The 17,176-nt window shown below is 67.1% G+C and carries 16 protein-coding genes and 1 pseudogene; 11 read left to right on the top strand and 6 right to left on the bottom strand.

Features of this window, described 5'->3' with window-relative positions; all coding sequences use genetic code 11:
• Nucleotides 1-75 precede the first annotated feature (75 nt).
• The 6 genes and pseudogenes from G8O29_RS11310 (at nucleotide 76) to G8O29_RS11335 (ending at nucleotide 4,773) form a co-directional block, all read left to right on the top strand.
• Nucleotides 76-567: a DUF2852 domain-containing protein gene (locus G8O29_RS11310; RefSeq protein WP_242679062.1), complete on the top strand. Its 492-nt coding sequence runs from the start codon at nucleotides 76-78 to the stop codon at nucleotides 565-567.
• Nucleotides 568-726: 159 nt separating this feature from the next.
• A complete protein-coding gene (locus G8O29_RS11315; RefSeq protein ID WP_166403343.1) occupies nucleotides 727-1,554 on the top strand; it encodes an arginyltransferase in 828 nt (275 codons plus the stop codon).
• A pseudogene (locus G8O29_RS18475) lies at nucleotides 1,555-1,674 on the top strand (VOC family protein); the annotation flags it as partial.
• A 161-nt stretch (nucleotides 1,675-1,835) separates the two neighbouring features.
• Nucleotides 1,836-2,186 (top strand): winged helix-turn-helix transcriptional regulator, encoded by a 351-nt coding sequence (locus G8O29_RS11325; protein ID WP_166403344.1) that lies wholly within the window; start codon nucleotides 1,836-1,838, stop codon nucleotides 2,184-2,186.
• A 116-nt stretch (nucleotides 2,187-2,302) separates the two neighbouring features.
• The gene (locus tag G8O29_RS11330; protein ID WP_166403345.1) at nucleotides 2,303-2,911 is read left to right on the top strand and encodes a TRAP transporter small permease subunit; all 609 of its coding nucleotides are present in this window, start codon (nucleotides 2,303-2,305) and stop codon (nucleotides 2,909-2,911) included.
• The gene (locus tag G8O29_RS11335) at nucleotides 2,908-4,773 is read left to right on the top strand and encodes a TRAP transporter large permease (RefSeq protein ID WP_166403346.1); all 1,866 of its coding nucleotides are present in this window, start codon (nucleotides 2,908-2,910) and stop codon (nucleotides 4,771-4,773) included. The genes G8O29_RS11330 and G8O29_RS11335 overlap by 4 nt, the downstream gene beginning before the upstream one ends.
• A gap of 57 nt (nucleotides 4,774-4,830) precedes the next feature.
• Here G8O29_RS11335 and G8O29_RS11340 read toward each other — a convergent pair whose 3' ends face one another.
• On the bottom strand, nucleotides 4,831-5,937 hold the full coding sequence (locus G8O29_RS11340) for a TRAP transporter substrate-binding protein (RefSeq protein WP_166403347.1): 1,107 nt from the start codon (nucleotides 5,935-5,937) through the stop codon (nucleotides 4,831-4,833).
• A gap of 587 nt (nucleotides 5,938-6,524) precedes the next feature.
• On the opposite strand from G8O29_RS11340, the gene G8O29_RS11345 reads away from it, so the two are divergent.
• The 4 genes from G8O29_RS11345 (at nucleotide 6,525) to ilvN (ending at nucleotide 11,118) form a co-directional block, all read left to right on the top strand.
• Entirely contained in the window at nucleotides 6,525-7,439 is a 915-nt protein-coding gene (locus G8O29_RS11345; RefSeq protein WP_166403348.1) for a calcium/sodium antiporter, read from the top strand.
• Nucleotides 7,440-7,730: 291 nt separating this feature from the next.
• The gene (locus G8O29_RS11350) at nucleotides 7,731-9,485 is read left to right on the top strand and encodes an acetolactate synthase 3 large subunit (protein WP_166403349.1); all 1,755 of its coding nucleotides are present in this window, start codon (nucleotides 7,731-7,733) and stop codon (nucleotides 9,483-9,485) included.
• 31 nt (nucleotides 9,486-9,516) lie between these two features.
• Nucleotides 9,517-10,524, top strand: a complete 1,008-nt coding sequence (locus G8O29_RS11355; protein WP_166403350.1) for an acyltransferase family protein — start codon at nucleotides 9,517-9,519, stop codon at nucleotides 10,522-10,524.
• Nucleotides 10,525-10,557: 33 nt separating this feature from the next.
• Entirely contained in the window at nucleotides 10,558-11,118 is a 561-nt protein-coding gene (ilvN, locus tag G8O29_RS11360) for an acetolactate synthase small subunit (RefSeq protein ID WP_166403351.1), read from the top strand.
• Nucleotides 11,119-11,205: 87 nt separating this feature from the next.
• Here ilvN and G8O29_RS11365 read toward each other — a convergent pair whose 3' ends face one another.
• From G8O29_RS11365 to G8O29_RS11375, 3 genes are all read right to left on the bottom strand, one after another.
• Nucleotides 11,206-11,976, bottom strand: coding sequence for an enoyl-CoA hydratase-related protein (locus G8O29_RS11365; protein WP_166403352.1), 771 nt, complete (start codon nucleotides 11,974-11,976; stop codon nucleotides 11,206-11,208).
• A 67-nt stretch (nucleotides 11,977-12,043) separates the two neighbouring features.
• On the bottom strand, nucleotides 12,044-12,517 hold the full coding sequence (locus G8O29_RS11370; RefSeq protein ID WP_166403353.1) for a cytochrome c-type biogenesis protein: 474 nt from the start codon (nucleotides 12,515-12,517) through the stop codon (nucleotides 12,044-12,046).
• Nucleotides 12,514-14,484 (bottom strand): heme lyase CcmF/NrfE family subunit, encoded by a 1,971-nt coding sequence (locus G8O29_RS11375; protein ID WP_166403354.1) that lies wholly within the window; start codon nucleotides 14,482-14,484, stop codon nucleotides 12,514-12,516. Before G8O29_RS11375 ends, G8O29_RS11370 begins: the two co-directional genes overlap by 4 nt.
• Nucleotides 14,485-14,662: 178 nt before the next feature.
• Between G8O29_RS11375 and rocF the strand changes: the two genes are divergently transcribed.
• Nucleotides 14,663-15,586 carry an arginase gene (gene rocF / locus G8O29_RS11380; protein ID WP_166403355.1) on the top strand — a complete coding sequence of 308 codons (924 nt, stop codon included), beginning with the start codon at nucleotides 14,663-14,665 and terminating at the stop codon, nucleotides 15,584-15,586.
• 68 nt (nucleotides 15,587-15,654) lie between these two features.
• Here the strand turns inward: rocF and G8O29_RS11385 are convergent, their stop codons facing one another.
• Nucleotides 15,655-16,689: a lysine-2,3-aminomutase-like protein gene (locus G8O29_RS11385; protein WP_166403356.1), complete on the bottom strand. Its 1,035-nt coding sequence runs from the start codon at nucleotides 16,687-16,689 to the stop codon at nucleotides 15,655-15,657.
• A gap of 74 nt (nucleotides 16,690-16,763) precedes the next feature.
• Nucleotides 16,764-17,033 (bottom strand): usg protein, encoded by a 270-nt coding sequence (locus tag G8O29_RS11390; protein ID WP_166403357.1) that lies wholly within the window; start codon nucleotides 17,031-17,033, stop codon nucleotides 16,764-16,766.
• Nucleotides 17,034-17,176: the final 143 nt, after the last annotated feature.

Consider the following 17,176-nt stretch of genomic DNA (forward strand, 5'->3'; position numbering starts at 1 on the left):
TGTGAAAATAATTCACATCACCTCTTGCGCCGCGGTGGTATCCACTCCATCTTCCGTCATGTGAAAGACGTTCACATGCAACTGGAGACCGCCATGCACAGCTATTCCGACACCGCCCCGCAAGGCGGGTTCCGCAACACGCTCCGCCGCGGAGAAGCCTGGCTCGATGCCAAGGGGAAATGGGCCTGGATCGCCTTCATGGTCCTGGGTTTTCTGGTCAACCCCTTCATCGGCCTTGCCATCCTGGCCTATCTGATCTGGGGAAAACAGATGTTCGCACGTTCCTGCGGCCAGCGCCGCCACCACGACCAAAGCTGGGGTCGCCACGGCCAGCGGGTGTCCCAGCCCACCGGCAACTCCGCCTTCGACGACTACAAGGCCCAGGCGCTGCGCCGACTGGAAGAAGAACAGGAAGCCTTCGAGGACTTCCTCCAGCGCCTGCGCAGCTCGAAGGACAAGACCGAGTTCGACAGCTTCATGGAAGACCGCGCCCGCGCCACGGCCGCACAGGATGCCACCGAGGCCGCGACGAAGCCCGAAACCGGCGTCCGGCCCGGCGAATACTGACCGGCACCAGGGCCGGCTCGCCGAACCGCCTCGGCCCGTCCGTGCCCCGCGCACGGGCGGGTGATCCTTTTTCCGCAAGGCGGCGCTTGGCGGAAGCACATTCGCTTGCTAGGCTCTGCGCCAGTCCACTCCCGCCCGAAGTCCCCCGACCCAAGACCGATGCGCCATTCCCTGCCCCTGACGCCGCAGTTCTATGTGACCGCGCCCCAGCCCTGCCCCTATCTGCCGGGCCGGATGGAACGCAAGCTCTTCACCGCGCTACAGGGGGAACATGCGCAGAAGCTGAACGACACCCTGTCGAAACAGGGCTTCCGGCGCAGCCAGAACGTGCTTTACCGCCCCTCCTGCGCGGAATGTTCGGCCTGCCTCTCGGCCCGCATCCGGGTGGCGGATTTCCGGCCCTCGCGCACGCAGCGGCGGATCCTGAAGCGCACGGCCGAGTTGCGGCGCAACGCCACATCGCCCTGGGCGACCGAGGACCAGTTCGCGCTGTTCCGCCGCTATCTCGACCATCGCCACGCCGACGGCGGCATGGCCGACATGGACATCTTCGAATTCGCCGCGATGATCGAGGAAACCCCGATCAAGAGCCGCGTGATCGAATACACCCGCCCCCCGCGCGCCGGAGACAGCGGGCGACAACTGGCCGCGGTCTGCCTGACCGATGTCTTCGATGACGGGCTGTCGATGGTCTACAGCTTCTACGATCCCGACCTCTCGGGGCTCAGCCTCGGCACCCATGTGATTCTCGACCACATCGCGATCGCGCGCGAGGCGGGGTTGCCCTATGTCTATCTCGGCTACTGGGTGCCCGGCAGCCGCAAGATGGGCTACAAGGCGGGTTTCTCGGCGCTGGAAATCTACAAGGGCGGTGAATGGGTGCCCCTGGGCGACCCGTCCTCGCATGCCGCCGACCTGCATCCCCTGTCCGTCGATCCGATCGCGGAACAGGTCGCCCGGATCAGCCTGCCCGATACCCGGCTGTAAGCCCGCGACCATGCCGCCCTGCTGGCCGCCGGTGTCGCCTTCGAGGAAGCGCCCCGCCACGAACCCTATGGCACGGTCGCCGTCTGGCGCGACCCTTTCGGCAACCGCCGGGGCCTGATCGGGCCGCACCCGGACGGGTGGCGCCGCCCCGGCATCTGGCGCAGCACGGAGCCTGCAAGGCTCCGGACCGATTTCCGCAAGGAAATCGGCGGCCCACGCGGTAACTTGCGGTAACGCTTTGCGATGGCTATCTCAGGATCAGCCGCGCCAGGAAACCCGCAATGACCCGGATCTGCCGCAAGAGCCGCATGCCGCACCCGACCTGTCCGCTTTCGGACTGCATGGCCGTCATCGGCGGCGCCTGGACGCCCAACATCATCTGGAACCTGTCCTCCGGTCCGCGCCGCTTCTCGGAACTGCGCGCCGTCATCCCGCTGGTCTCGGCCAAGATGCTGACCCAGCGCTTGCGCGAACTGGAAGACCGGGGCATCCTGATCCGGACCGTGCTGCAAGGCTCTCCTCCCACGGTCGAATACGCGCTGACCGAGCTTGGACAGGAATTCATGCCCGTCATCCGCGCCATCTCCGAGGTCGGCCAGCGATTGAAGGATCGCGCTGCCGCTCTCGGCTGACGGGACCGGGCCGAAAGACTTGACCTGCGGGTCGGAACTGCAATAATCGGTAAGATAATCTTACCAAAACACCGCACCGCCGGAGCAACCGGGGTGATCCAGGGGAGGAACCATCCATGCAGGCCCTTCTGGCCCTGTCGCGGGGCATCGACCGGCTGACGGAACTGATCGGCAGGGTGGTCATGTGGCTCATCCTGCTGGCCGTTCTGGTCAGCGCCGGCAATGCGGTCAGCCGCAAGCTGTTCAACCTGTCCTCCAACGCCTGGCTGGAGCTGCAATGGTATCTCTTCGGGGCGGCCTTCATGGGGGCGGCCGCCTATACGCTGCAACAGAACGAACACATCCGCATCGACGTGTTCTACGGCAGCCGCTCGCGCCGCACGCAGCACTGGATCGACCTCTTCGGCCACATCTTCTTCCTTCTGCCCTTCGCGGCGCTGATGGTCTGGTATCTCTGGCCCTACACGATGCAGGCCTGGCGGTCCGGACAGGTCTCGACGAACGCCGGCGGCCTGATCATCTGGCCGGCGCGCGCGATCCTGCTGGCGGGTTTCGTCCTTCTGGTGGCGCAGGCCCTGTCGGAAATCGTCAAGAAGATCGCCGTCATGCGCGGGCTGATCGAGGATCCGCATCCCTTCGTCTCGGCACAGGAACATGCCTTGCAGGAAGTGGAAGAGCTGAAGGCCGAAGTGCAGGCGCATGACACGGGCGAGGTGCGCAGATGATCGAGATCCTCGCACACAACATGGCGCCGATCATCTTCGCCAGCCTGGTCGTCTTTCTGCTGCTGGGCTATCCGGTGGCCTTCTCGCTGGCCGCGAACGGGCTGATCTTCTTTGTCATCGGCGTCTGGCTGGCCCCCTATTCCAACGGCGAGATCACCCTGGGCTGGCCGCTTCTGGGCACCATGCCGCAGCGATTGTGGGGAATCATCTCGAACGAGACCCTGCTGGCCATTCCCTTCTTCACCTTCATGGGGATCATCCTGGAACGCAGCGGCATGGCCGAGGATCTGCTGGACACCATCGGCCAGCTCTTCGGCCCGATCCGCGGCGGCCTGGCCTTCGCCGTCGTGCTGGTAGGCGCGCTTCTGGCGGCCACCACCGGGGTCGTCGCGGCCTCGGTCATCGCCATGGGCCTGATCTCGCTGCCGATCATGCTGCGCTACGGCTATGACCGGCGCACGGCAACCGGGGTGATCGCCGCAAGCGGCACGCTGGCGCAGATCATTCCGCCCAGCCTTGTCCTCATCATCCTGGCCGACCAGCTGGGCCGGTCGGTCGGCGACATGTATCGCGGCGCGATGGTGCCGGGGCTGGTGCTGACCGGCATGTATCTGGGCTATGTCGCGATGACGGCGATCTTCCAGCCGCACAAGGTGCCGGCCCTTCCGCCCGAGGCACGGACGCTGGGCGGGGGCGTGACCTCGCTGCTGGTCGCGCTGGTCGCGGGCCTGGCCATCAGCTACGGCGCGCATCTGACGTGGTATGACGCCTGGGGCTCCAACGCCGACGTGCTGGGCGCGACCATCGGGACGATCACCCTCTATCTCTATGCGCTGGCCGACCGCTACCTGGGCCTCAACCTCCTGTCGCGGCTGGCGCAGCAGGTGATCATGGTGCTCATCCCGCCGCTGGCGCTGATCTTCCTGGTGCTGGGGACGATCTTCATCGGCCTGGCCACCCCCACCGAGGGCGGCGCGATGGGCGCGGTCGGCGCGATGATGCTGGCCTTCGCCAAGGGACGTTTCAGCTTTCCGATGCTGCACTCGGCGCTGGCCGCCACCACGCGGCTCTCGGCCTTCGTCCTGTTCGTGCTGATCGGCGCGCGGATGTTCAGCCTTACCTTCTACGGCGTGAACGGCCATGTCTGGGTGGAAGAGCTGCTGACCGCCGTGCCGGGAGGCCAGTATGGCTTTCTCGTCGTGGTCAACCTGATCATCTTCGTCCTCGGCTTCTTCCTGGACTTCTTCGAGATCGCCTTCATTCTGATCCCGCTGCTGATCGCGCCCGCCCAGACGCTGGGGATCGACCTGATCTGGCTGGGCGTCATCATCGGGGTCAACCTTCAGACCTCGTTCCTGACCCCGCCTTTCGGCTTTGCGCTGTTCTACCTGCGGTCCGTCGCGGCGCGGGTGCCCTACCTGGACAAGGTCACCGGCAGGAAGATGGAGGGGATCCGGACCGGAGAGATCTACCAGGGCGCAATCCCCTTCATCGTCATCCAGGTGCTGATGATCTTCGCGGTGGTCTTCTTCCCGCAGATGGTCATGCATTATAAGGGTCCGGTCGTGGACCCCTCGACGATCGAGATCAGGGTGCCGGGCTTTACCCCAATGGCGCCGGGCGGCACGGGGACGGCGCCCGCCGCGCCGGGCGGCGGACTGCCAGGTCTGCCTGGCGCGCCGACCCTGGGAGCCCCGACCCTGGGAGCCCCGACCCTGGTAGCCCCGACCCTGGGAGCCCCGACGCTGGGAGCACCCAATCTGGGCGGAACCCCGCCGGCCGACGGCGCCCCCCCGGCGCCCGGAGGCCTTCCCACCCTGCCGGGCATGCCGCAGCTGGGCGCGCCGGTCGTCAACCCCTGACCAACGGAAAAGGCCCCGGATTACTCCGGGGCCTTCCAGTTTCCTGTGCCAGAAAGCTTAAAGCTTGCCGGCCTGCTGCTGCGTCATCATGAAGACGTCGTAGTTGTATTCGGCGATCTGGGCGTTCAGGTAGGCATCCCGGCGGAATGCGTCCTGGCTTTCCTTGATCTTCTTGAAGGTCTCGTTGGTGGCGGACACCTCGGCATAGGTCTGTTCGGCCGCATCGAAGGCCGCCACAAGCACGTCCTGCGGCAGGGGCCGCAGCTGCGCGCCATTGGCCACCAGAGATTTCAGCGCCGTCGGGTTCTTCCAGTCGTAGTTCGACAGCATGTCGGTGTTGGCCACGACACAGGCCGCCCGCAGCGCCGCCTGATAGGCCGGCGGCAGCTCGTTCCACTTGGCCAGGTTGATCATCGTGGCGATCGCCGGGCCACCTTCCCACCAACCGGGATAGTAGTAGTAGGGCGCGACCTTGTAGAAGCCGAGCTTCTCGTCGTCATAGGGCCCGACCCATTCGGCCGCGTCGATGGTGCCCTTCTCCAGCGACGGATAGATGTCGCCACCCGCGATCTGCTGCGGCACGACGCCGATCTTCTCGATCACCTTGCCGGCAAAACCCCCGATCCGCATCTTCAGGCCCTGAAGATCGGCGACCGAGTTGATCTCCTTGCGGTACCAGCCCGCCATCTGCACGCCGGTGTTGCCGGCGGGGAAGGCGATCAGGTTCTGCGTGGCATAGAACTCGTTCATCATGTCGATGCCGCCGCCATGGTAGAACCAGGCGTTCATCATCCGCGCGTTCAGCCCGAAGGGCACCGCAGCGCCAAGCGCATAGACCGGATCCTTGCCCCAGTAATAGTAGGGCACCGTGTGGCAGGCCTCGACCGTGCCTTGCGACACGGCATCGGCGGCTTCCAGACCCGGAACCAGTTCGCCCGCCGGGAAGACCTGCAGGGTGAACTTGCCATCGGTCATGTCGCTGACCGCCTTCGACATGACTTCCGCCGCGCCATAGATCGTGTCCAGCGATTTCGGGAAGGACGAGGTGACCCGCCAGGTCACGGTCGGGCTGTCATGGGCAATCGCCGGTGCCGCAAGCGTTGCAGCCCCCGCAGCGGCCACGCCGCCCAAAGAAGCCTTCGTCAGAAATGAACGTCTATCCATGCAGTTCTCCTCCACTGTTGGCCCGTCCGGGATCGTTGGCCCCGGCTCGGGATTCTGCGACATAGACCGTAGTGAACCTTGCGCAAGATGAGAACCCAAATCTGCGCCTGAGGCCCGCTTCTGGTAAAAGAACTTTACCAGAATGCCACATGTGCCCGTTGCGCTATGCTGTTGGCGCTATCATGGCGGAGGGATGCCCGCCTGTCGCGACCATATGCCCGGATTGTCGGCGCAAGTGCTTGTCCGGGAGGAGAATCATCGGCCCCCGAACGGCCCGCTCCATGGTCAGCCATGTCGCGCCTGGCGCCCGCGATCTTCCGCGCGCAATCGCCGTCTTCGACGCGGCCCTCGCCCATGGCGGCAGCGACGAAGGCCCCCGGACAAGCACCCTGAATATGGTCCGACCTTCCACGCCGGATGCGTCAGTGACCCCAAGGGCAACAGGCTGAACGTCGTCCGATACCGCGCCGCCACGGAAGCCGGCTGCCCCCGGCAAAATCCGCACCGCACCCGGCGAAATCGGCACCCGCCCCCTTGCATTCCCGCGCCGCCACCCAACGTTCCCCGAAACCAACCGGGGGCTCCTTGTGACCTATCTGCTGTTCGTCGTCGGTCTCGTCATCCTTGTGGCGGGGGGAGAGTTCCTTGTGCGCGGCGCCTCGGCCATCGCCCGCGCCTTCCACCTTTCGCCGCTCCTCATCGGGCTGACCATCGTCGGCTTCGGCACCTCGGCGCCCGAGCTGATCGTCTCGGTCCAGGCCGCGCTGTCGAACCGCCCCGGCATCGCCATCGGCAACGTGATCGGCTCCAACATCGCGAACGTGCTCCTGATTCTGGGCGTTTCGGCGCTGATCGCGCCGCTCGTCCTGCCCGGACGCGAGCTCTGGCGCGACCTCGGCATGATGCTGGCCGCGACGGCGGCGGTCTGGGTCATGCTGATGGACGGCAGCATCTCGCGGCTGGACGGGCTGCTGCTGGTCGCGGGCCTGCTGACCTTCATCGCCATGGCCTTCGTCGCGGGCAGCGGCCACCCGCCCGACCCCGGAACCGAAAGCTTCGGCCCCGCCTGGAAAGCCTGGGCGATGACCGGCGCGGGACTTGTGGGCCTTGTGGTCGGCGCGCGCCTTCTGGTGGACAGCGCCACCATCATCGCCGAGACCTTCGGCGTCCCCGAAGCGGTGATCGGCCTGACCATCGTCGCGGTCGGCACCTCGCTGCCGGAACTGGCCACCAGCGTGATCGCGGCCTACCGCAAGCACACCGAGATCGCCGTGGGCAATGTCGTCGGCTCGAACATCTTCAACCTGCTCTCCATCCTCGGGATCACCGCTCTGATCGCCCCGATCCCGGCCGAACCGCGCTTTGCCGACACCGACATGTGGTGGGTCGCCGGCACCTCGGTCGGTCTTGCGGTGGCGGTCATGACCACAGGCCACCTGCCCCGCATCGTCGGTCTGGCCCTGCTGGCCTGTTACGGCGGATACCTCTGGATGATGGCCTGAACGGGCGGCCTGCTGCCGGATGTTCCAAATCTTGCGCAGCAGGCCGTTCCTTCGCAAGAATAGTTCAAAATCCGCGGCACAGCGCGACATTTTCGTATTGCAAATCCCGTTGACGCCCGGCATATCCCCGCCTACCTTACCGACCGAAACGTCAAGGGTGGTCCGAATGGCCAGACTTCTTGTCATCGTAGGAAGGAAGCGCATGGGCCGGTGACGGTTGACCATACAGGTTCCCATGCGCCCCCGAAGGAAACCTCGGGGGCTTTTTGTTGCGGCTGAATGGAGACGGAAATGTCGAAGCAGATGACCGGTGCGAAGATGGTGGTCCAGGCGCTGAAGGACCAGGGCGTCGAGGTCGTCTTCGGCTATCCGGGCGGTGCCGTGCTTCCGATCTATGACGAGCTGTTCCTCCAGAACGACATCCGCCACATCCTGGTCCGCCACGAACAGGGCGCGGTGCACATGGCCGAAGGCTATGCCCGCAGCACCGGCAAGCCCGGCGTGGCGCTGGTCACCTCCGGCCCCGGGGCCACCAACGCCGTGACCGGCCTGACCGACGCGCTGATGGATTCGATCCCGATCGTGGTCCTGACCGGCCAGGTCCCGACCTTCATGATCGGCACCGACGGCTTCCAGGAGGCCGATACCGTCGGCATCACCCGGCCCTGCACCAAGATGAACTGGCTGGTAAAGGACACCGCGAAACTCAGCGACATCATCCACCAGGCCTTCCACGTCGCCACCCACGGCCGCCCCGGCCCGGTGCTGATCGACATTCCCAAGGACGTGCAATTCGCCACCGCCGACTACACGCCGGTCGAAAAGGCCCGCGTCAGCCACTACCAGCCCCGCACCGAGGGCGACCCGGCCCAGATCGCCCGCCTGGTCGAGCTGATGGAAACCGCCGAACGCCCGATCCTCTACACCGGCGGCGGCGTCATCAACTCTGGCCCCCGCGCCAGCCAGCTGCTGCGCGAACTGGCAGCCGAGACCGGCTTTCCGGTCACCTCCACCCTGATGGGCCTTGGCGCCTATCCGGCCTCGGGCAGGAACTGGATCGGCATGCTGGGGATGCACGGGCTTTACGAGGCCAACCTCGCCATGCACGGCTGCGACCTGATGATCAACATCGGCGCCCGCTTCGACGACCGCATCACCGGCCGCGTCAAGGACTTCTCGCCGCGGTCCAGGAAGGCCCACATCGACATCGACCCCTCGTCGATCAACAAGGTCATCCATGTGGATGTGCCGATCGTCGGCGACGTGACGAAGGTGCTGGAGGAACTCCTGCGCCAATGGCGCGCGCGCGGCAGCCGCACCGACAAGGGGGGGCTCGCCAAATGGTGGAAGCAGATCGACGAATGGCGCGCGGTGAAGTGCCTCGCCTACAAGCCCTCGACCACCACGATCAAGCCGCAATACGCGCTGGAACGGCTCGAGGCGCTGACCAAGGGCATGGACCGCTACATCTGCACCGAGGTCGGCCAGCACCAGATGTGGGCCGCGCAGTTCCTGGGCTTCGAGGACCCGAACCGCTGGATGACCTCCGGTGGCCTCGGCACCATGGGCTATGGCCTGCCCGCCTCGATCGGCGTGCAGATCGCCCACCCCAAGGCGCTGGTCATCAACGTCGCCGGAGAGGCCTCCTGGCTGATGAACATGCAGGAAATGGGCACCGCGATGCAGTTCCGCGCGCCGGTCAAGCAGTTCATCCTGAACAACGAACGCCTCGGCATGGTCCGCCAGTGGCAAGAGCTTCTCCATGGCGAACGCTATTCCTCCAGCTGGTCGGAAGCGCTCCCCGATTTCGTGAAGCTGGCCGAGGCTTTCGGCTGCAAGGGCATCCAGTGCAAGGATCCGAACGACCTCGACGACGCGATCATGGAGATGATCCGCTACGACGGCCCGGTGATCTTCGACTGCCTGGTGGAAAAGCACGAGAACTGCTTCCCGATGATCCCCTCGGGCAAGCCGCACAACGAGATGCTGCTGGGCGAGGCCGAAACCCAGGGCGTCATCGGCGCGAAGGGGGCGGTGCTGGTCTGACGATGACCGACCCCGCCAGACAGTGCCCGACATGTCGATGACCGCCGAGGCCCCTGCCCGTCCTGGTTCCCGCGACCTGTCGCTGGACGTCGCCAAGGGCATCGGCATCATCCTCCTGGTGATCGGCCACGCCTGGCGCGGGCTGGACTCGGCGGGCATGATCGGCAACCCGGACCTTTTCCGGCTGATCGACCGGCTGATCTACAACTTCCACATGCCGCTGTTCTTCCTCTTGTCCGGCATGACTTTCCAGGCCTGGGCGCTCCGCCGTCCGCTGGGCGAGGCCGCGGCCAGCCGGTTCACCCGCCTGATCTGGCCGCTGATCCTGTGGACCTATCTCTTCGCCGCCGCCCGTCTGGCCGCCGGAGATGCCGCCAACACCCAGGTCGGCGGCTGGCAGAGCCTCGCCTTCCTCCCCCTGCCGCCGCGCGACCATTTCTGGTTTCTCTGGGCGCTCTTCCTGCAACATCTGGCCGTCCTCGGCCTGATCCGGCTGGTGACCGGCCCGCTTTCGGCCCCGGCCTGGGCCCTGCTGGCGGCCGTGGCCGTCCTGGCCTCCAGCCTGACACCCGTCGGCCTGAACGCCTGGACCCACGGCGCCCTGACCTATGCCGGGGCCTTCCTTGCCGGCCTCGCCCTTGGCCAGAGGCCCTGGCGCCCGACGGGTGCCGCCGCGCCGGGCCTTGCCGTGCTGGCCTTCGTGGGCCTGCAAGTGCTCAGCTTCCAGCTGCCGCCGACGCTCATGACAGCGCAGCTTCTGGGCATCGCGCTGTCGCTTGCGGCGCTGGTGATGGTTCAGGCACTGACCGCAGCCCCGGTCACAGCGGCCCCGCGGCTTCTGGCCTGGCTCGGCGTCTCCTCGATGGGGATCTACCTTGCGCACACGATCTTCTCTGCCGGAACCCGCGCCGTCCTCGGCCGGCTGACCCAGGACCTCGCGCTGCACATGGTCGCCGGAACCCTGGCCGGGATCATCGGCCCGCTCATCCTCTACGCCCTCATCCGCCGGGTGGGCCGCCCCGCCTGGATCGGCTTCTAGACCCATGCAAACATCCAACCGAAGGTAGGACCCATGTCCGCACTGAACATCAAGAAGGGCTCTTCCAGCCATTCCGCCTATGACCTGCGCGCCACCAATTCCGAGGTCGAGGAGAGCCACACCCTGGCGGTGATCGTGGAAAACGAACCCGGCGTGCTGGCCCGCGTGATCGGCCTGTTCTCGGGCCGCGGCTACAACATCGACAGCCTGACCGTGGCCGAGGTGGACCACACCGGCCACCGCTCGCGCATCACCATCGTCACCCGCGGCACACCGGCGGTGATCGACCAGATCGAGGCGCAACTGTCGCGCATGGTCCCGGTCCACGCCGTCCACGACCTGACCGCCGAAGGCCCCTCGGTCCAGCGCGAACTGGCGCTGGTCAAGGTGAAGGGCAAGGGCGAACACCGGATCGAGGCCCTGCGCCTGGCCGAGATCTTCCGCGCCAATGTCGTCGATTCCACGCTGGAAAGCTTTGTCTTCGAAATGACCGGCACGCCGGAAAAGATCGACGCCTTCGCCGATCTGATGCGTCCCCTGGGCCTGATCGAGATCGCCCGCACCGGCGTCGCCGGCCTCAAGCGCGGGGTCTGACGCAGGGCCGCTCATCGCGTCCGTTCCGTCGCTCTTCGCTGGGACCAGACCAAGCGAAGAGCCCCGAAGGGGACGATGAGCGGTCCGTCACGCCCCGGTGAACCGCGGGGCACGCTTTTCCTGAAACGCCGCCACGCCCTCGCGGAAGTCGTCCGAGGCGCCGCAGACCGCCTGCAACCGCGCCTCCACGGCCAGTTGCGCCTCCAGGCTCTGATCGAAGGCCCCGCGCATCGCCTGTTTCAGCGCCGCATAGGCCCCGGTCGGCCCCGCCGCCAGCCGCGCCGCCCGCGCCGCCACCACCTCGGCGAACCGATCGTCCGGCACCGCCTCCCAGATCATTCCCCAGGCTTCGGCCTGCCGCGCGGAGACCGGCTCGGCCAGAAGCGCCGCCCCCATCGCGCGCTGCAACCCCACCCGGCGCGGCAGGAAGGATGTCCCGCCCGCATCCGGGATCAGCCCGATCCGGGTGAAGGCCTGGATGAAGACCGCGCTTTCGCAGGCAACCACCAGATCGCAGGCCAGCGCCAGGTTCGCCCCCGCCCCCGCCGCCACGCCATTGACCGCCGCGATGACCGGGACCGGAGCCTCCACGATAGCCCGGATCATCGGCACATATTCGTCGTTCAGGGTTGCCTCGAACCCCGCCGCGTCCAGACCTGAAGCATCGCTCAGATCCTGCCCCGAACAGAAGCCCCGCCCGGCCCCCGTCAGCACGATCACCCGCGCCCCATGTCCCGCCAGCAGGGCCTCTGTCAACGCGCGCCGCAAGGCGCCGTCCAGCGCGTTCATCACCTCGGGCCGGTTCAGCGTGATCCGGTGCACGCCCCCATCAGACTCGACCCGCACCCGTTCCGCCATCGCCCGCCCTCCCAGCCTTTGCGCCAGTCTAGCGGTGGCCAGCCCCGGCCCAAAGCCGGACGCGGCGTCACTCCTTCAGGATTTCGCGCAGCCTGGCCTCTTCCTCGGCCGAAAGGCTCGCTTCGGGCCGGGCCCGCCGCCGCGCCGCCGTCAGGGCGACGGCCAGTCCGGCAACAAGCAGCGCCGGACCGGCCAGCCACAGGATCAGGTTCACGCCCCGCGCCGGCGGGTTGAACAGCACCCCCTCGCCGAAACGCTCGACGATGTAGGCGACAACCTCGGCATCGCTGTCCCCCGCCACCAGCCGCTCGCGGATGATCAGCCGAAGGTCGCGGCTGATCGGCGCATTGCTGTCGTCGATGGTCTCGCCCTGGCAGACCGGGCAGCGGATGTCCCGGCTGATCGCGCGGGCGCGGGCCTCCAGCACCGGGTCCGTCAGCATCTCGTCGGGCTGCACCGCCAGCACCGGCGTTGCCGCCAGAAACAGGGCCAGCGCACAGGCCGGCCCGCCGGCCCGCCAAAGGGTTCCGGCAGGCCTCATTCCGCCGGCACTCCGGCCGGCACCTTCCGCACCCCTGCCGCCACGCGGTAGCGGCGGTCCGACAGGCTGAGGCAGCCGCCAAGCGCCATCAGGATGCAGCCTGCCCACAGCCAGTTGGCGAAGGGCTCGATATAGCTTCTAACCGCCCAGCCGCCGCTGTTCTGCCGGTCGCCCAGCACCAGATAGATGTCGCGCAGGAAGCCATAGTCGATGGCCGCCTCGGTCGTCGGCATCTGGGCGACGGGATAGAACCGTTTCTCGGGCCTGAGGATCGCCACGAAGGCCCCGCCCCGCGTCACCGTCATCGTGCCCATGGTCGAGACATAGTTCGGCCCCTGCACCTCCTCCACCCGGTCCAGCCGCACCTCATAGCGGCCCAGAGGGAAGGTCTCGCCCTCCTGCACGACACGGATGTCCTCGATCTTCCAGGACAGCATCGCCGAGACGGCAAAGATCGTGACCCCCAGCCCGAAATGCGCCGTGGCCTTGCCCCAGTCCGCGCGCGGCAACCGGCCCAGCCGCGCGGCACGCGCCGCGATCCCCTCGCGCCCGGTCCGGGCCCAGAGGTCGGCCAGCGCGCCGAAGCCGACCCAGGCGCCCAGCATCAGGCCGATCGGCCCCAGCGCGGTCCGCCCGGTCTGCAACGCAAAGGCCAGCGCCCCAAGGGCCAGCGACAGCACCAGGACCGGGATCAGCGACCGCAGGCTCCGCCCCAGCGAGCCCCGCTTCCAGGCCAGCATCGCCCCGGGCGGCAGGATCAGCGCCAGGGCCACCATGAAGGGCGAAAAGGCCGCGTTGAAGAAGGGCTCGCCCACCGAAAGGTCACGACCCAGCAACATTGACCCCACGAGCGGCCAGATTGTCCCGATGAACACCACGAACGCCGACACCGCCAGCAGGATGTTGTTGGCCACCAGCGCGCTTTCGCGGCTGACCAGGCTGAACACCCCCCGCGCCTCCATCGCTCCGGCGCGGGCGGCGAACAGCATCAGCGCGCCGCCGGTGAAGAAGCCCAAGATCATCAGGATGAACACCCCGCGTTCCGGGTCGTTGGCGAAGGCATGGACCGAGGTGATGACCCCGGACCGCACGATGAAGGTGCCGATCAGGCTGAAGCCGAAGGCCATGATCGCCAGAAGGATCGTCCAGGCCTTCAGGCTTTCGCGCTTTTCCACCACGATCGAGGAATGCAGCAAGGCCGCCGCCAGAAGCCAGGGCATGAAGCTGGCATTCTCCACCGGGTCCCAGAACCAGAACCCGCCCCAGCCCAGCTCGTAATAGGCCCACCAGGACCCCAGCGCGATGCCGATGGTCAGGAAGATCCAGGCCGCCAGGGTCCAGGGCCTGACCCAGCGCCCCCAGGCGGCATCCACCCGCCCCTCGATCAGCGCGGCCACGGCAAAGCTGAAGGCCATGCTCAGCCCGACATAGCCCAGATACAGGAACGGCGGATGGAAGGCGAGGCCGGGGTCCTGCAACAGCGGGTTCAGGTCCTGCCCGTCCAGGGGCGGCACCGCCAGCCGCCAGAACGGGTTCGAGGTGAACAGCAGAAAGGCCATGAAGGCCACCCCGATCAGCCCCTGCACCGCCAGCACCCGCGCCTTCAGCCGCACGGGCAGATTGCCGCCGAATGCCGCCACCGCCGCGCCATAGATCGCCAGGATCAGCACCCACAGCAGCAGCGACCCTTCGTGGTTCCCCCAGACGCCCGAAACCTTGTAGAGCATCGGCTTCAGCGTATGCGAATTCGACACCACGACCGCCAGCGAGAAATCCGACACGACAAAGGCCCAGGTCAGCGCGGCAAAGGCAGCCGCAACCAGCACCAGCTGCACCCCCGCCGCCGGTCCCGCCAGCGCCATCAGCCGCGCATCCCCGCGATGCGCACCCCAGAGCGGCAGGCTGGACTGCACCAGCGCCACCATCAGGGCCAGGATCAGCGCGAAATGCCCGAGTTCGACGATCATGCGGAAGCTCCTGTCGCTCAGTCAATCATAGGCCGACCCGCCGCTGGGTGAAAGCCCTGCGCCGTTCCGCCGCGCCTTCGCGGCAGTCTGCCCGCCCAAACCCGCCGATCCCGCCGCATTGCCGGTTGCCAGCCGCCCGGCCCGCCCGCTACACCCGAGGCCGGAAGCGGAGGTTCCCATGCCCAAGACCATCCTGATCGGCGCCCCCATCGACTCCGGGCAAAGGCGCCCCGGCTGCCTGATGGGCCCCGCCGCCTATCGCGTTGCCGGGATCGCCCGCGAGATCTCGGCCGAAGGCCACGGGGTCGAGGACTGGGGAGACCTGACCCTTCCGCCGCTGAAACCCGTCACCTGCCCCAATCCGGCCGTCCATTCCCTGGCCGAAACCGTGGGCTGGGCCGAGATCCTGATGGACCGCGTCGATGACGCGCTGTCCGCAGGCGGCTTTCCCATCGTCATGGGCGGCGACCATTCGCTGGCGCTCGGCTCGGCCGCCGGGGCCGCCGCCTTTGCCGCGCGGCAGGACCGGCCGCTGTTCCTCCTCTGGCTCGACGCCCATTCCGATTTCCACACGCCGCTGACCACAACTTCCGGCAACCTGCACGGCACGCCCCTGGCCTATATCGCCGGGCGCGACGGGTTCGACGCCTTCCCGCCCTTCCCCGCCCCGGTGCCCGCCCACCGGATCTGCATGTTCGGCATCCGCTCGGTCGATCCGGCCGAACAGGCCGCGATGCTGGAACGCGACATCTTCATCAACGACATGCGCGTGATCGACGAACGCGGCCTCGTCGCCCCCTTGCGCGAATTCCTCGACCTCGTCCGGCGCGAGGGCGGCATGCTGCACGTCAGCCTCGACGTCGATTTCCTCGACCCCTCGATCGCCCCCGCCGTCGGCACCACCGTCCCCGGCGGCGCCTCCTTCCGCGAGGCGCATCTGGTCATGGAACTGCTGCACGAATCCGGCCTCGTCACCAGCCTCGACCTCGTGGAGCTGAACCCCTTCCTCGACGACCGCGGCATGACCGCGCGGCTGATGGTCGATCTGGTGGGCAGCCTGATGGGGAAAAAGGTCTTCGACCGCCCGACGCGGGCCAAGTGACGCTCATCCAGCCGGTTCCGGCTGTCTTCGCGGCGACAAGCGCCCGCAGGAAGCGATGAGCCGCCCGGTCAGAGGTCGCGGTAGAGGTGCTCGCGCCCCTGCGGATCCGTCACCACCCAGTGGTCGCCCTCGCGCCGCAGATAGGCCGGCCCCACCGGCACCTTGCCGTGACCGCCCGGAATGTCCAGCACATAGAGGGGCTGCGCGATCCCGCTCAGCCGCCCGCGCAGGGCCGCCATGACCCTTTGCCCCTCTGCCAGCGTCACCCGGAAATGCCCCGTCCCCTTCGCCAGATCGGGATGGTGCAGATAATAGGGCTTCACCCGGTGCCGGATCAGTTTGCGGAACAGCGCCTCCAGTGTATCGGCATCGGCATTCACCCCGCGCAAGAGCACCGTCTGCGACAGCAGCGGCACCCCCGCCCGGTTCAGCCGCCGCAGCGCCTCGGCGGCGGCGGGCGTGATCTCGTCGGGGTGATTGACATGGATCACCATCCAGACCGGCAGCGCCCGGTCCAGCGCCGCAACCAGCCCCGCGCTCACCCGGTCGGGCGCCACCACCGGCACCCGCGTGTGGAACCGCACCACCTCCAGCGTCCCCAGCGCCTCCAGCCGGTCGAGCATCGCCCCCAGCCGCCGTGCCGACAGCACCAGGGGATCGCCCCCGGTGAAGATCACCTCGCGCACCGCCGGGGTCGCCGCCAGATAGTCCAGCACCGCCGCGAATTCCGCCTCGGCCAGCTGGCCGGCCTCGCCCACCGTTTCGCGGCGAAAACAGAAGCGGCAATAGACCTCGCAGGCCTTGGTGACATGCAGGATCGCCCGGTCGGCGTAGCGGTGTGTCAGTCCCGGTACCGGCGCGTGGGATGCATCGCCGATCGGGTCGGCCAGCTCTTCCGGCAGGATCGTCAGCTCGCGGATGTCCGGCGCGAACTGCGCCCGCACCCCCTGTGCAGCCAGCCCGGCCATCTCTGGCGTCACCCTTACCCGAAAGCTCGCCGTGACGCGATCCAGCGCCGCGCGCTGGGCGGGATGGGTCAGCCCCGCGCGCTCCAGCGCGTCCAGGGTGGTCAGGGCAGATTCTGCGGCATCAAGGCTGTTCATGACCCGCGGCCCTACGGAAACCCGCGGGTCTGCGCAAGCCGCCTTCGCAATCCGGGGATCACCCGGACGTCGGGCTAGTGAACGCGGAACTCGCCCACCACGTTGCGCCATTCGCCCGGCGCGATCAGCTTGCGATGCGTGAAACGCACCGAATGCAGCGGCCCTTCGATCTTCTCCTGCCAGAACTCGATGAACCTGAAAAGCTCCGGGTAATCCGGCGCCAGATCATACTCCTGCCAGATGAAGCTGTTGAGAACATTGCGATAATCCGGCATCCGGTAATACAGCTCGGCCGTGGTCAGCCCATAGCCCTTCAGCATCAGCTCCGTCTCGCGTCCGACCATTCCGATCCTCCTTTCTCGCGGTCCATGACGGAATCATGACAGGGCGCGATTAAAAATCAATGAAAACAAAATGTTGTCACTCATACTTGATGGCTGCCAGCACGACTGCAACCCGCCATTGCACCCCATAGCTGGGATGGTGT

Origin of the sequence: Rhodobacter calidifons, from assembly GCF_011174775.1 — a bacterium.
Lineage (GTDB): Bacteria > Pseudomonadota > Alphaproteobacteria > Rhodobacterales > Rhodobacteraceae > Tabrizicola > Tabrizicola calidifons.